The organism is Shinella sp. (assembly GCF_052438155.1).
In the GTDB taxonomy this organism is placed as follows: Bacteria; Pseudomonadota; Alphaproteobacteria; order Rhizobiales; family Rhizobiaceae; genus Shinella.
In genome coordinates this window covers 105,550-118,604 of the sequence record NZ_JBQVPI010000012.1, presented here as the reverse complement: position 1 = coordinate 118,604, position 13,055 = coordinate 105,550, and the positions used below count along the sequence as shown (strand labels likewise).

The following is a 13,055-nucleotide window of genomic DNA, read 5'->3' as shown; positions in this document are numbered from 1 at the left end:
ATCGCCCCGCCAATGGCCGTAACGCCCACAGACCTTTCCGCAGCCCTCGTCATGACGCCGGTCGCGCCCGCCGACTGGCTCGTCGTGCTGCCGCCCGCCTGGTGCCTGCTGACGGGCGCGCTGCTCCTGATGCTGCGCAAGTCGCTGCACCTGCAGGGCTGGCTTGCCGTGCCGGCCCTTGCCGTGCTCGTGCTGATCGACGCGGCGCTGCTGGCGCATGTCTCCGCCAACGGTCCGGTCACCATGGTGATGGGCCGCTGGCTGCCACCCTTCGGCATCGCGTTTACCGCGGACCTGACCGGCGTGCTCTTCGCGCTGGTCGGTGCGGTCGTCGCACTTGCCGGCGCGGTGCATGCCCTGAGCGATATCGACGGCCGCGGCCGGCGCTATGGCTTCTATCCGTTCCTGCTTTTGCTGATGGCCGGCGTCTCCGGTGCCTTCCTGACCGGCGACATCTTCAACCTCTATGTCTGGTTCGAGGTGCTGCTGATTGCGTCCTTCGGCCTCATCACGCTCGGCTCCGAGCCGCGCCAGATCGACGGCGCAATCAAATACGCCTTCCTCAACCTCGTTGCGACGACGCTGTTTCTCGTCACGACCGGTTATCTCTACGGCATCTTCGGCACGCTCAACATGGCCGACATCGCCGTTAAGGCGGCAGCCGCGCGCGCCGACCTGCCGCTGATGACGCTCGCCACGCTCTATCTGCTTGCCTTCGGCATGAAGGCGGCGGCCTTTCCGGTGAATTTCTGGCTGCCGGCCTCCTATCACACACCACGCGTCGTGGTCTCCGCGCTCTTTGCCGGGCTTCTCACCAAGGTCGGCATCTATGCGTTGCTGCGCACGCTGATCATGCTGTTTCCGGTCGAGCGCGAGGAGCTGAGCTTCGTCATCGCGCTCGTCGGCGCGGCCACCATGATTGTCGGTGCACTGGGCGCAATCGGCCAGAGCGATATCCGCCGGCTGCTCGGCTATGCCGTCATTTCCGGCATCGGCGTCATGCTGGCCGGCCTGTCGCTCGGCAGCCCCGGCGGCGTCGGCGGGGCGATTTTCTACGCGCTGCATTCCATGGTCGTCATGACCGCGCTCTACATGGCGGCGGGGCTGGCGGGACGGCTCGCCGGCAGCTTCGATCTCAACCGGCTCGGCGGACTTTACACGCGCTCCGCGCTGTTTTCCGCCCTGTCGCTGGTGCTGTTCTTCGCCGTCTCCGGCCTGCCGCCGTTCTCCGGCTTCTGGCCCAAGGTCATGGTGGCAAAGGCCGCGATGGATATCGGCGCCTGGTGGCTGGTGGCGGTGGTTCTCCTCACCGGCTTCCTCACGACCATCGCCTTCGGCCGCGTCTTCGCGCTTGCCTACTGGCGCCCCGCGGCCGATGTGCTGCCGGCTGAAACCATTCCGCCGAGCGCGCTCCTGCCGCTCGCCGCGCTGACGGCGCTGACGGTGGTGTTCGGGCTCTTCCCGGATGCGCTCCTGTCGCTGGTCCAGCACGCCGCTCAAGGGCTTGCCGATCCGCGGGCCTATATCGGCTCGGTCTTTCCGGGGAGGACCTGATCATGCGCCCAGCCGTCATCATCGCCGTCTTCACGATCATCTGGCTCGCCGTCTCCGGCAGCTTCACCATCCCGAACCTGTTGCTCGGTGCCGTCGCAGGCGCGCTGTCGCTGGCGCTCATCCGCGGGCATATTCAGCCCGACGGGCGGCGCGTCCGGTTCTTGAAAGTGCTGTCGCTGCTGCTGCTCTTCTTCAAGGAGCTGGCGCTGTCGGCCTGGAAGGTCGCGGTGCTGGTGGCGAGCCCCAGAATGGCGCTGAAGCCTGGTATCTTCGCCTTTCCGCTGACTGTCGACCGCGATTTCGAAATCACGCTTCTCGCCAATCTCATAACCTTGACGCCGGGCACGCTCTCCGTCGATGTTTCCGAGGATCGCAAGGTGCTCTACGTCCATGCCATCGACTGTTCCGATCCCGTCGGCACGCGGCGCGACATCGCCAACGGCTTTGAGAAGAAGATCCTGGAGGCCTTTCGCTGATGGGTGCTGAAACGATCGTCTCCGCCGCCGCAAACATCGCGCTTTTCCTGATGTGCGCCGCCTTCTTCCTGACGGCCTACCGCGTCATCAAGGGGCCGACGCTGCCGGATCGCATCGTCGCGCTCGACATGCTGACGGGCATCGCCATCGGCTTCATCGCCGTCATCGCCATCAAGACCGGCTTCAACCTCTATATCGATATCGCGATCGCCCTTGGCCTCGTCGGCTTTTTGGCGACTGTCGCCTTCGCGCGGTTCGTCCTGACCCAGGGCATGCAGGTGGGCGAAGACAACGCGCCAGAGGCGGACTTACCCCGCAAGGGCGTGCGCCACGGCAAGCAACGCAACAAGGGGAGGGCACGCTGATGCTGGATTTCGCTCTCGCGCTTGTCGTCGGCATCATGCTGGTCGCCGGCGGCATTTTCACCTTCCTTGCGGCCCTCGGCATCGTGCGCCTGCCGGATGTCTATACCCGCATGCACGCGGCCTCCAAGGCCGGCACGGTCGGCTCGGGGCTCATGTTGCTTGCAGCCGGCATCCATTCGCTGGATGTGGCGATTTTCACGCGGGCGCTTGCCGGCTTCATCTTCTTCGTGCTGACGGCGCCGGTGGCGGCTCATCTCGTCGCAAAGGCGGCGCACGACGCCGGTTATCGCCTGACACGGCTGACAGCAATCGACGAACTGCGCGACGCGCACAACCGCAACGCCAAGAAGCGTTGAAATTTGGTTAGAAGGCCTACCCCTAAAATTTGCAGTATCCTTCGAATTTTAGTGGGAAATTCTGGATGTTCCAAGCTATCTCCCGGCGGTTCCAAAATAATACTGGACATTGAATCGAGGAATGGTATCCCAAGCGAAGTAAAGCATTCGGGTTGATTTAGCTTGCATGCGGATTTCCTGTTTAAGTTGAATTTGAGTCGTAGTCGCGCCCGCGCGGTATATATCGCGGCCGCAGATTCAGCGGGAAGCCGTGGCCGCTGTGGTGAAGAGTTATATTGACGCGAAATGCCGGTGGTTCGATGCATGTGGTCTTGGTGCGCAATAGTGCGCCGCACAATCGCTCGACGATGGCGCTTTATCCGCAATTCAAGAACCGGGACGATGGGTAGGGCCATCGACCTTCATGTTGTTTGACAGGAGAAAGAAATGACAGAAACTACCCTTGGTGCCGGCGGCAGTCTGCTCGTGGAACTCACCGCAGAAATCGTCGCCGCCTATGTCGGCAACCATGTCGTGCCGGTCGCCGACCTGCCGGGCCTGATCGGTGACGTGCATGCTGCGCTCAACAACACGACGGCCCCCGCCGCGGTTGTCGAAGTGCCGGTCGTCGCCGAGAAGCCGAAGCCGCCCGTGCCGGTGCGCAAGTCCGTGCAGAACGACTTCATCATCTGCCTAGAAGACGGTCAGAAGTTCAAGTCGCTGAAGCGCCACCTGATGACCCACTACGGCATGACCCCGGAAGAGTACCGCGAAAAGTGGGACCTGCCGTCGGATTACCCGATGGTCGCTCCGGCCTATGCCGAAGCCCGCTCGCGCCTTGCCAAGGAAATGGGCCTCGGCCAGCGCCGCAAGGCCAAGTAATCACCGAATTTTGGTTGAAGACGGAAAAGCCGGCCTCGCGAGGGGCCGGCTTTTTGCGTTCAGGCAGGGATTCCGGGCGAATCGTTGCCAGGGCCAACGCCCCGCTCCGTTTTTTCGGAATTGCCATGAGGAAATAATGCCTACATAGGGGATTATTGTCGTAAATTTATCAAGATATTCAAGGAATGGTTGCGGGAAGGCACTCCCTTCATCCCCGTCTGTGCTCTAGGGTGTATGAATAAATTCCTATAAACGGAGTGACCAGTCATGCACCAGTTCATCGTTCCCCATCGGCGGTCGTCCTCGGAATCGGCGCCTCCCGTCGCCATGGCGCCGGAAACCAAGGGCCTGGAGCCGGAGGAGGACGGGCCACGTGTGCGGCGCCGGATGAGCGGTCAGGCGGCGCCGGTCGTGGTTCCGGCGGTCGCCTGCCGGATCGTGCGCCAGCTTGTGCTGGAAATGACGGCGATGGCGAGCGAACGACCGCTCTGGCGCCGCGACAGCCGCCGGTCCACCTGTCATGTCCGGCAGATCGCCATGTATGTCTGCCATGTCGTGCTGCGTCTGTCGCAGTCGGATATCGGCGTCGCCTTCGGCCGCGACCGTACGACGGTCGGCCATGCCTGCAACCGGGTGGAGGACCGGCGCGACGATGTGGCGTTCGATGCCTTCGTTTCGGCAATCGAGCGGGTCGTGCAGTCGGTCTTCGGTCCGGCGGGGATCGGCAGCCATGAGTGAGGCGGACGGGAAGGGGAATGCTGATGCCCTTGCCAGGCTTCTGCGCTTTGTGCTTGCCGCAGGCGAGGTGAGGCTTGTCGAGGGTGATGCCCTGGTCGCACCCGATGGCCGCAGGCAGCCGCTGGCGCCGGTCGTGCTGGCTGAGGCGATCAGCCTCGGTCTTCTGCGACGTGGCGGGGCAAGGCTGAGTCCGTTGCCGGAGGCGCGTGTTCATCTGAAGCGGCGGCTGTGCGATGCGCAAACCCCCTTTGCCGGCCAGCATCGTGATATGGCCGCGGTGACCGTGTTGCGGGACGGTGTGCGGGAAAGGGCCCTCGCCAACCGGCTGGAATCGCCGCTGGCGAACCTCGCGCGGTTGAAGGAGAAGTCGGGCGAGGCCTATCTGCCGGAGGGCGCCTTCGCTGCCGGCGAGCGGCTGCATGCGGACTTCACGCGTGGCGGCCTGCAGCCGAAAATGACCATGTCCTGGGAGCCGCGCATCGCCAGCCGCCAGAAGGGCGAGGCCGGCGCCGGGCGCGACCTGACCGACACGACACTTGCCGCGAGGCTACGTGTCGCCCGCGCCATCGAGGCAATCGGGCCGGAGCTTTCCGGTGTCGCGCTCGATGTCTGCTGCTTCATGAAGGGGCTGGAGATGGTGGAGCGCGAGCGTCGATGGCCTGCGCGCTCGGCAAAGCTCATGCTGCGCGCGGCACTGCTGGCCCTTGCCCGCCACTACGCGCCGCCGGCGAAGACCGCGCGGCACCGCCACGTCTGGGGAGCGGAAGGGTATCGGCCGGACCTTTCGCGCTGAGCCAGGCGGCTCGTCTGTTGGAGGTGATCGCGACCGGCGTCGGTGCCTGCGGGTCGAGCCCCCGGCCGGCGCCGAAGCCGCAATAGGCCTGCCTGGCGAATCCGTTGCTTGCGGACACAAAAACTTCGCGTCTGGGCTGTCGAATCCTCTTGCGGAAACACGGCGAACCACTGTTAACTTGCGGTTAACCAGTCGTTGGTTTCTCCAGCTTTGCAGGCTCTCCATGACCTTTCGGCGCAGTGCTCCCGTCGCCCTCATTCTTGCGGTCGTTTTTATCGTCGCCGGGGCGGCGTTGGTCACCAGCCGGTTGTTTGCCGGCATGACCGATGCCGTCGAGGCCGATCAGTTCCGCACCGTGCAGGCCATCGTCGAGACCGCGATCCGCGACGCCGAAAACAAGGCGCTGGCGCGGGCCGAGCTGATTTCTGACCTGCCGGTCGTCCGCAAGCTCTTTGCAGAGGGCGACCGGGCCGGGCTGAACGCCGAGCTTTCAAAAATGTTCGCCGGCCAGAAGGCGCGGCACGGCGTCGACCAGGCGCAGTTCCATCTCGCGTCGCTGGTGTCGTTTCTGCGGCTGCATGACCCCGCGACGTTCGGCGACGACCTGACCCGCTTCCGCCCGCTGGTGGTCGCCGCCAACCGCGAGCAGGTTCCGATGAAGGGCGCTGCGGTCGCGCGCAACGGCCCCGCCATTTTCGGCGTCTCCCCCGTGCTCGACCCTGCTGGCAAACATATCGGTACCTTCGAGATCGGCATCGATTACGGACCGCTGCTCGCCGCGCTGAAGACGGCCTACGGCATCGACCTTGCCCTCTTCATCGACGAGGCCTTGCTGAAGGAGTTTGCCGCGGGCGTCGATCCCGAACGCCTGGGCGACCAGAATCGAGTCGGCAAATATATCCGGTTCGAGGCGACGAATGCCCAATTGATGACGGAACTTGCCCGGCCGGAGGATCTGGCGGTGGTCAACGAACCGCTGCGCTATGTGCGGGCGGCGCAGGGCCTTACCCGTGGCGTCGTGCTGCTGCCGATCAACAGCGCCTCCGGCACGCCGCTCGGCGTCATCGCCGCCAGCCAGGATTTCAGCGCCTCGCGCGCCGCCGTCAGCCGTTCCCTGATCTGGCAGGGCGTCGTCACCCTCATCGCCATCATTCTTCTCGCCGGCTTCATCCTTGTCGTGCTGCGCGGCTTTCTCCTGCGGCCGCTCGCCGTTCTCGGCGAGCGCTTCGAGGCTGTGGGTGCGGGCACGCCGCTGACGCCGATTGTGGGAACGGAGAAATTTCCGGCGGAAATGCAGCCGCTGGTCTCGCTCTACGACCGTATCCGCAGCCGCCGCACCGAGCCGGAAAAGGCTTGAGGATGGTTTCGCTTCGCCCTCTCCTTGTCTGGCTTGCCTCGCTGCTTGCGCTCTTCGCCTTTACGACGGCAGGTTCGGCCGCTTCGCCGCTACCGCGCGACAAGGGGCTGCCGATCGCCGTGCAGGCCGGCGCCTCGGTTTTGTCGATCGAGAGTTTCGACGAAAACACAGGAACACTTCGGGCGACCGTGGACCTGCGTTTGCGCTGGAATGATTCGCGTCTTGCCGCGCCCGCCGACGCGGGTGGCGCGCCGCCGGAAACGCTGCGGGGTGCTGCGGCCGAAGCCCGCATGAAGGACATCTGGATCCCGCCGATCCGGATCGCCAACCAGACGGGCGAGGCGTTGCGCTCGGAATATGGGCTCCGGATCTATCCCTCCGGCCGCGCCGAGCTGCTGCACCGCGTGACGGCCGATTTCACCGTCGGCGTCGACGTGCAGCGCTTTCCCTTCGATCGCCAGAAACTGACCATCGAGATTGCCGCCGACACGCTGACGACCGCCGAGATGCAATTGCGCTTCGACCAGTCGGATATCGACTTCAGTCGTCCCTCCGCCAATGCCGAGCTTGCCGGCTGGAGCATCGGCCTCATTGACCTGAAGAGCGCGCCACTGCCGGGCTGGTACAACGGAAGCCACGCGCGCATCGTCGCCGCGCTGGATATCAAGCGGCAGCCGGGACTCGTGGTCGCCTCGATCTTCATTCCGCTGCTGGCCTCGCTGCTCATCCCGCTGCTGGCGATCTGGCTGAACAGCATGGAAGACGGCGTCTTTCAGGTGGATACCTACGAGATGGTCAACATCATCATCGGCGGCCTCTTTGCGGTGATCGCGCTGAACTTTACGGTCTACAGCAGCTATACCGTCCTGTCGGTCGGTGACAACACGGTGAACCGGCTGTTTGCCCTCAACTATATCGGGCTTGCCTCGGCGCTGTTCGTCAACATCGTGTTCTCACGCTTCAATGTCATCGCGCGCCTGTTCGGCCCCTATGTGCAGGAGCAGGCCTATGTGACGCTGATGTGGACGATCCCGACGCTGATCCTGGTCCTGGCAGCCGCCTTCATGCTGGCCGCTTATGTCTGAGGCGCAGGGCAATCACGAGGGATTACAGCGGTGCCACAAACCCCTTCTCCCCGCTGGGGAGAAGGGGAAGGAGGGGCAACCTGCGATCCATTCTTGGTGCGCGGTTCAGGCCGCCACGCGCATGGCCGCCTCTTCGCGGATGCGCTTGACCATCGAGCGCAGGCCGTTGGCGCGCTGGGAGGAGAGGTGTTCGACGAGGCCGATTTCGTTGAACGTGTCGATGGCATCGAGCGCGGCGATCTCGGAGGCGTGTTTGCCCGAATAGATGGCGAGCACAATGGCGACGAGGCCGCGCACGATATGGGCATCCGAATCGCCGTCGAAGGTCATCACCGGATCGGCGCCGCCCTCAATGTGGCTGACGAGCCAGACCTGGCTGGCGCAGCCCTGCACCTTGTTGGCCGCTATGCGCTTGTCTTCCGGCAGGTCCGGCAGCGCCTTGCCGAGTTCGATGACATAGCGGTAGCGGTCTTCCCATTCTTCGAGATAGGCGAAGTCGTCGATGATCTGCTGAAGCGTGGCCATGGCATTCCGTCCTGAGCAATTCCGGTGAAAGTGCGACGCGGTTTCGCGTCCGGAGTTGCGTCACTCTAAGGGATTACGGTCTTCATATAGGCGAGGGCGTCGGGAATTTGAACCGGAATCCTTCGCCACAAAAAGAAACGCCGTACGGAACGGATCCATACGGCGGTTGCAGGGGCAACGAGTCAGGCAGGCAGTATTTCGGAAAGTCTTAGCCCTTGTGGTCGGGGCGGCGGGTCGGGATGGCGACGGTGCCGGTGATGACCTCGTCGTCGGCATCGATTGCGGCGACATCCGGAAGCGGCTGGTCGAGCGCTTCGTCCTTCGCCGGATCGGCCTTGGCGACGGCAGCACCGTCTTCGGCAAACTGTGTATCGAGGAACTGGTAGGCGATGCGCGCGCCCTCACGGGCCCGGTGGCCGAGGGCAACGAAGGTTTCCGCACCCTTCTGGCAGACGTCAGGCTTCTCCAGGCACATCGCGGTGACGTAACCGAACGCCTCGCTTGCGGCGGTGAAGGTATCGCCGAGTTCGACGTTCGGCCCCTTCTCCAGCTTCGCGGAGGATTCCGCGTCGAGGAACGGGAGCAGGACGAGAACCATGGAGAACCAGAACGTTCCCTTGATCAGAAACCACATCGCTTGCCATCCTTGTTATCGGGCCTCAGCTCTTTGCGGCCTTCGGCTTGCTGGTCCTTGGCGAACCGTTGATGCGAGAATAGGAGCCGGAAGGAAATTCCCCTTTTCAAGAATCACTCAGGTTTTGCCCAGATTTAAGTAAAATGCGACCTATCTCCGACTTTACCGGCATTTGAGGCAGATTTTAGCGATTGCCGTTAAGGATGAAGGCGTGGCCACCGGACCCAAGGCGCCGGAACGCCGGGAGGTGCATTTGGGGCGGCTTGCCCCAGAGGTTAACATGAACAGAAAAATGCCGCAAAATGAGGCGCTTACACCCCGTTAACCACGCCGGACGAATGGCCGGTGGATTGCCCCGAAATGGGACTTTTGAGGCTTTTTGGGCCGGTTTCGGGCCCCGTCGTTTATTCTTTCCTTAAGTCGCCGATGCGATTTTGGGCTCACACAAAAGAACATAAACGGCAGGGTTTTGCGTTGCGCCAATTGACCACCATCGCTGACAGAATGGCAGCCCGCCTGGGCGCCGTTGCGGGCGTTGCGGGCGTGGACGCCACGGATGAGCGCCCGTCCGCGTCACTGCGTGCCACGACGCTGGCCCTTCTTGCCGCCATTCCCGGCCTGCCGCTTGCTCTGTCCGCCATCATGCCCGCCTCGGCCGCACTGCCCACCGGTGTCGCTGTCGTCGGCGCCGGTGCGCTGCTTGCCGCCGCCGCGACCTCCGTGCGCCAGCCCAAGCCGATGAAGCCGAAGACCTTTGCCGAAGAGCTGGCCGCCAGCGCGCCGGTGCAGACCTCTCCATACGATCTGTTTGCCGGCCTCGTGACGCTGCACGATGCGCGTGGTTTCGTGACCGCCGTGCACGGCCGCGACCGGGCCGACATGCTCGCCTGGATGCGTGACCCGATGGCGCGGGGCTATCTCGACCAGATCCACATTTCCGACCGGCTCGGCTTCCTCGCCGCGATCGACAACCTGCGCCAGGGTGGCGTGCGCGAGACGGTGGACATCCGCATCGACCGCCCGCGCCTGGAAGCGGATGCCGAGCAGTTCATGCATATGCGCGTGGAAATGACGGCGCTGCACGGTGCAGATGGCACGCTTGCCGCCGTCGTCGCCCAGTCGCGCGACATGTCGGAAGAGGCGCGGCTGAAGAGCGAAGGTGCGCGCAAGACGGCGGAAGCCGAATCGGCCAACGACGCCAAGACGCGCTTCCTCGCCGCTGTCAGCCATGAGCTGCGCACGCCGCTGAACGCCATTCTCGGTTTCTCCGACATTTTGACCGGTGAGTATTTCGGCAAGCTCGAAAACGATCGCCAGCGCGAATATGTCGCCCTGATCCACCAGTCGGGTTCGCACCTGCTGTCGGTGGTCAACACGATGCTGGACGTCTCGAAGATCGAGGCCGGGCGCTACGAACTTTTGACCGAGCCTTTCATCGTCGCCGACAGCGTTCGGGCCTGCGAGCAGATGCTCGGCCTCCAGGCGCGCGACAAGGGCATTAAGCTGACGAGCCGCGTGCCGCGTGCCATCGGCGAAGCGGTGGCCGACCAGCGGGCGATCCAGCAGATCCTGATCAACCTCGTCGGCAACGCGATCAAGTTCACCGACCGCGGCGGCGTCGTCACCATCGATGCGGCGCGCGAGGGCAAGGACCTGCTTTTGACCGTCAGCGATACCGGCATCGGCATCCCGGCCGACAAGCTTGCGCTGATCGGCCAGCCCTTCATGCAGGTGCAGAACGAATATACCCGCAAGTACGAAGGCACCGGCCTCGGCCTGTCGCTGGTCAAGGGTCTCGTGGCGCTGCATGGCGGCAGCTTTGTCATCCAGAGCCGGCCGGGCGAGGGCACCGTCATCACCATCCGCGTGCCAGCGGACGGGTCCGGCGTGATGCACGAGGACGACCACCGGCTGACCACCGCATCCACCGTTGATTTCCCGCCGCGCCTTGCAGCGGGCAGTGAGACCGTTTACGAGCCGTCGCTCGATGGCAAGGACACGACCCATGAACGCGCACGTCAGAAAACAGCCTGAGCGGCGGCCGCAAGGCCAGGCCCGCAAGGGCGGTTCCGGCAAGCGCGCGGCCGCGCCGCCGCCGCGTCGGCAAAACGTTGTCATCACCGGGCTTGTCGCGCTCGGAGGCCTCGCCGCGCGCAATCCCGGCACCGTCGGCGGCACCTGCGCCTTTCTCGTCGTGTTCTCCTTCGTGGCGGCCAACGCGCTGTGGTACCAGCCGGGCGGCCATCCCGCACCTTTCCTCAAGATGCGCGCGGCGGACAATTCGCTCGGCTTCACCGCGACCAAGCCCGAGCCGCATGACCAGACGACCTTCGTCATCGAACGGCTGGAAGAGGGCGAGGAACTGCCTGAAGTCACCGACGTGATGCCCGGCGAGCGACCCTTCGACGAGGTGGCCAAGGTCATCGAGAAACGGCCGGCGCCGGTAAGCGAGACCACACAGGACGAGGCCGACCCGGTCGCCGCGGCGATCATGGAGGCCGAGGCCGATCCGGCGGTCACCTCCGCCGTGGCAAAGCCTGCACCGAGCGACCTGGTGATGAAGATCCAGAAGGGGCTCAGCAACATCGCCTATACGGATATCGCCGTGGATGGCCTGATCGGCGAAAAGACCCGCCTGGCGATCCGCCATTTCGAGAAGCATTACCGTCTCCCGGTGACAGGCGAGCCGAACACGCAGGTGCTCGCCAAGCTGAAAGACATCGGCGCGCTGTAATGCGCACATGCGACCAAAGTCGTACGACTGCAACGCACACATCTACCGGTTGTTTTTAAAGGAAGCATTAACCATGCCTGCCGGATAATCTTCCGATTGCCGGGAGGATTGTCGAGCCATGTCCAACGCTGCCTTGCGTGAGACTGCGGATACTTTTGAAGATGACGCACCGGCCGATGCCGGGGCGCTGCGCCGGGTCGTGGGCGGGCTGGCCGCCGAGGCTTCGGATCTCGGCCTGCATCTCGTCGATATTGCGGGTTCCATTCAGGACACGGCCGCGCAATCGCGCGAACATGCCGGCCTCTTCACCCGGCTGACCCAGTCGGCAACGGCCATTGCCAGCACCAATGGCGACATTGCCCGCACGCTTGGAGAAACCGACCAGCTGGCCGCGAGTGCTCGCAAGGTGCTGGGCGAACAGGCGGTGCAGCTCGACGGCTCCATTGCGGCCATCGACCACATGGTGACGGCCTCCAACGAGATCGGCACGGAGATTTCCGCCTTCTCCCGGGCGCTGGCGGATGTCGGCCGGCTGGCCGATGCGATCGGTACCATCGCGCGGCAGACCAACCTCTTGGCGCTTAACGCCGCCATCGAGGCGGCGCGTGCGGGCGAGGCGGGCAAGGGGTTTGCGGTGGTCGCCGCGGAGGTGCGCACATTGTCGCTGGAAACCTCCAGCACGACGGCCTCGATCCAGAAGACATTGCAGGAGCTGCGCGCGCGCATCGACCGGCTGGAAGCGGCGGGCGAGGGCGCACGCGTATCGGCAGAAGGTGTGAAGGTGACGGCGTCGCAGGTGCAGGGCTCGTTTGCCGGCGTGGAGGCGGTCATGTCGAAAATCCTCGACAGTGCGTCCTCACTCGCCGCCACGACGGGTGCCGTCGACAAGGAATGCAGCGAGTTCGCCCGGTCGATCGGTGCAGCCTCGACGGAGATCATCCGCTCCAACGAGGTGCTGCAGAAGGCATCCGGCAAGGTCGGCGAGGTGGTGACCATTTCCGAGCGCATCATCCAGGCGACGGCGAGCGCTGGGATCGAGACGCCGGACAGTCCCTATATCCGCCTGGTTCAGGCGTTGGCCGACGAGGTTTCGGCACGTTTTGCCGGTGCGGTGCTGAGCGGCGAGATCGGCATGGAGGCGCTGTTCGACCGGCAATACCGACCGATCCCGGGCAGCGATCCGGTGCAGATGATGACGCGGTTCACCGACTTTACCGATCGCGTGCTGCCGGCAATTCAGGAGCCGGCCGCCACGCGCGACCAGCGCATCGCCTTCTGCGCGGCGGTGGACGAAAATGGCTACCTGCCGACGCACAACCGCAAATTCTCCGAGCCGCAGCGGCCAGGCGATCCTGCCTGGAACACTGCGAACTGCCGCAACCGCCGCATCTTCAACGATCGGGTGGGGCTGGCTGCCGGCCGCAACACACAGCCGTTCCTCCTCCAGACCTATCGTCGCGACATGGGCGGCGGGCAGTTCGTGCTGATGAAGGACATTTCCGCGCCCATCACCGTCAATGGCCGGCACTGGGGCGGGCTGCGGCTGGCGATCCGCTTGTAGTTCTGGTGATTGCCCC

General features: G+C 64.3%; 14 protein-coding genes. 12 read left to right on the top strand and 2 right to left on the bottom strand.

Annotated elements, in window-relative coordinates:
• The 9 genes from ACT6VE_RS21145 (at nucleotide 1) to ACT6VE_RS21105 (ending at nucleotide 7,585) form a co-directional block, all read left to right on the top strand.
• A complete protein-coding gene (locus ACT6VE_RS21145; RefSeq protein ID WP_444800447.1) occupies nucleotides 1–1,554 on the top strand; it encodes a Na+/H+ antiporter subunit D in 1,554 nt (517 codons plus the stop codon).
• A 2-nt stretch (nucleotides 1,555–1,556) separates the two neighbouring features.
• Complete coding sequence (locus ACT6VE_RS21140; RefSeq protein ID WP_444800403.1) at nucleotides 1,557–2,030, top strand: Na+/H+ antiporter subunit E; 474 nt, start codon at nucleotides 1,557–1,559, stop codon at nucleotides 2,028–2,030.
• Nucleotides 2,030–2,395: a cation:proton antiporter gene (locus tag ACT6VE_RS21135; protein WP_444800402.1), complete on the top strand. Its 366-nt coding sequence runs from the start codon at nucleotides 2,030–2,032 to the stop codon at nucleotides 2,393–2,395. The genes ACT6VE_RS21140 and ACT6VE_RS21135 overlap by 1 nt, the downstream gene beginning before the upstream one ends.
• Entirely contained in the window at nucleotides 2,395–2,751 is a 357-nt protein-coding gene (gene mnhG, locus ACT6VE_RS21130) for a monovalent cation/H(+) antiporter subunit G (RefSeq protein WP_444800401.1), read from the top strand. Before ACT6VE_RS21135 ends, mnhG begins: the two co-directional genes overlap by 1 nt.
• 426 nt (nucleotides 2,752–3,177) lie before the next feature.
• On the top strand, nucleotides 3,178–3,612 hold the full coding sequence (locus tag ACT6VE_RS21125; protein ID WP_444800400.1) for a MucR family transcriptional regulator: 435 nt from the start codon (nucleotides 3,178–3,180) through the stop codon (nucleotides 3,610–3,612).
• Nucleotides 3,613–3,879: 267 nt separating this feature from the next.
• Nucleotides 3,880–4,350 carry a helix-turn-helix domain-containing protein gene (locus tag ACT6VE_RS21120; protein ID WP_444800399.1) on the top strand — a complete coding sequence of 157 codons (471 nt, stop codon included), beginning with the start codon at nucleotides 3,880–3,882 and terminating at the stop codon, nucleotides 4,348–4,350.
• The gene (locus ACT6VE_RS21115) at nucleotides 4,343–5,143 is read left to right on the top strand and encodes a DUF6456 domain-containing protein (protein WP_444800398.1); all 801 of its coding nucleotides are present in this window, start codon (nucleotides 4,343–4,345) and stop codon (nucleotides 5,141–5,143) included. Before ACT6VE_RS21120 ends, ACT6VE_RS21115 begins: the two co-directional genes overlap by 8 nt.
• A 223-nt stretch (nucleotides 5,144–5,366) precedes the next feature.
• Entirely contained in the window at nucleotides 5,367–6,500 is a 1,134-nt protein-coding gene (locus tag ACT6VE_RS21110; RefSeq protein WP_444800397.1) for a cache domain-containing protein, read from the top strand.
• Between the two features lie 2 nt (nucleotides 6,501–6,502).
• A complete protein-coding gene (locus ACT6VE_RS21105; RefSeq protein WP_444800396.1) occupies nucleotides 6,503–7,585 on the top strand; it encodes a hypothetical protein in 1,083 nt (360 codons plus the stop codon).
• Between the two features lie 105 nt (nucleotides 7,586–7,690).
• Here the strand turns inward: ACT6VE_RS21105 and ACT6VE_RS21100 are convergent, their stop codons facing one another.
• Both ACT6VE_RS21100 and ACT6VE_RS21095 read right to left on the bottom strand, forming a co-directional pair.
• A complete protein-coding gene (locus ACT6VE_RS21100; RefSeq protein ID WP_444800395.1) occupies nucleotides 7,691–8,110 on the bottom strand; it encodes a SufE family protein in 420 nt (139 codons plus the stop codon).
• A gap of 208 nt (nucleotides 8,111–8,318) precedes the next feature.
• Nucleotides 8,319–8,744, bottom strand: coding sequence for a DUF5330 domain-containing protein (locus ACT6VE_RS21095; RefSeq protein WP_069059423.1), 426 nt, complete (start codon nucleotides 8,742–8,744; stop codon nucleotides 8,319–8,321).
• Between the two features lie 504 nt (nucleotides 8,745–9,248).
• Here ACT6VE_RS21095 and ACT6VE_RS21090 point away from each other — a divergent pair.
• From ACT6VE_RS21090 to ACT6VE_RS21080, 3 genes are all read left to right on the top strand, one after another.
• A complete protein-coding gene (locus ACT6VE_RS21090; RefSeq protein WP_444800394.1) occupies nucleotides 9,249–10,778 on the top strand; it encodes a sensor histidine kinase in 1,530 nt (509 codons plus the stop codon).
• On the top strand, nucleotides 10,750–11,478 hold the full coding sequence (locus tag ACT6VE_RS21085) for a peptidoglycan-binding domain-containing protein (protein WP_444800393.1): 729 nt from the start codon (nucleotides 10,750–10,752) through the stop codon (nucleotides 11,476–11,478). Before ACT6VE_RS21090 ends, ACT6VE_RS21085 begins: the two co-directional genes overlap by 29 nt.
• Before the next feature lie 118 nt (nucleotides 11,479–11,596).
• On the top strand, nucleotides 11,597–13,039 hold the full coding sequence (locus ACT6VE_RS21080; RefSeq protein ID WP_444800392.1) for a methyl-accepting chemotaxis protein: 1,443 nt from the start codon (nucleotides 11,597–11,599) through the stop codon (nucleotides 13,037–13,039).
• Nucleotides 13,040–13,055 lie beyond the last annotated feature (16 nt).

Bases quoted from the DNA above. Each gene is read 5' to 3' on its own strand.
- ACT6VE_RS21140 (WP_444800403.1), top strand. From the start codon at position 1,557: ATGCGCCCAGCCGTCATCATCGCCGTCTTCACGATCATCTGGCTCGCC.
- ACT6VE_RS21080 (WP_444800392.1), top strand. From the start codon at position 11,597: ATGTCCAACGCTGCCTTGCGTGAGACTGCGGATACTTTTGAAGATGAC.
- ACT6VE_RS21110 (WP_444800397.1), top strand. From the start codon at position 5,367: ATGACCTTTCGGCGCAGTGCTCCCGTCGCCCTCATTCTTGCGGTCGTT.
- ACT6VE_RS21125 (WP_444800400.1), top strand. From the start codon at position 3,178: ATGACAGAAACTACCCTTGGTGCCGGCGGCAGTCTGCTCGTGGAACTC.
- ACT6VE_RS21100 (WP_444800395.1), bottom strand. From the start codon at position 8,110: ATGGCCACGCTTCAGCAGATCATCGACGACTTCGCCTATCTCGAAGAA.
- mnhG (WP_444800401.1), top strand. From the start codon at position 2,395: ATGCTGGATTTCGCTCTCGCGCTTGTCGTCGGCATCATGCTGGTCGCC.
- ACT6VE_RS21105 (WP_444800396.1), top strand. From the start codon at position 6,503: ATGGTTTCGCTTCGCCCTCTCCTTGTCTGGCTTGCCTCGCTGCTTGCG.
- ACT6VE_RS21135 (WP_444800402.1), top strand. From the start codon at position 2,030: ATGGGTGCTGAAACGATCGTCTCCGCCGCCGCAAACATCGCGCTTTTC.
- ACT6VE_RS21095 (WP_069059423.1), bottom strand. From the start codon at position 8,744: ATGTGGTTTCTGATCAAGGGAACGTTCTGGTTCTCCATGGTTCTCGTC.
- ACT6VE_RS21120 (WP_444800399.1), top strand. From the start codon at position 3,880: ATGCACCAGTTCATCGTTCCCCATCGGCGGTCGTCCTCGGAATCGGCG.
- ACT6VE_RS21115 (WP_444800398.1), top strand. From the start codon at position 4,343: ATGAGTGAGGCGGACGGGAAGGGGAATGCTGATGCCCTTGCCAGGCTT.
- ACT6VE_RS21085 (WP_444800393.1), top strand. From the start codon at position 10,750: ATGAACGCGCACGTCAGAAAACAGCCTGAGCGGCGGCCGCAAGGCCAG.
- ACT6VE_RS21090 (WP_444800394.1), top strand. From the start codon at position 9,249: ATGGCAGCCCGCCTGGGCGCCGTTGCGGGCGTTGCGGGCGTGGACGCC.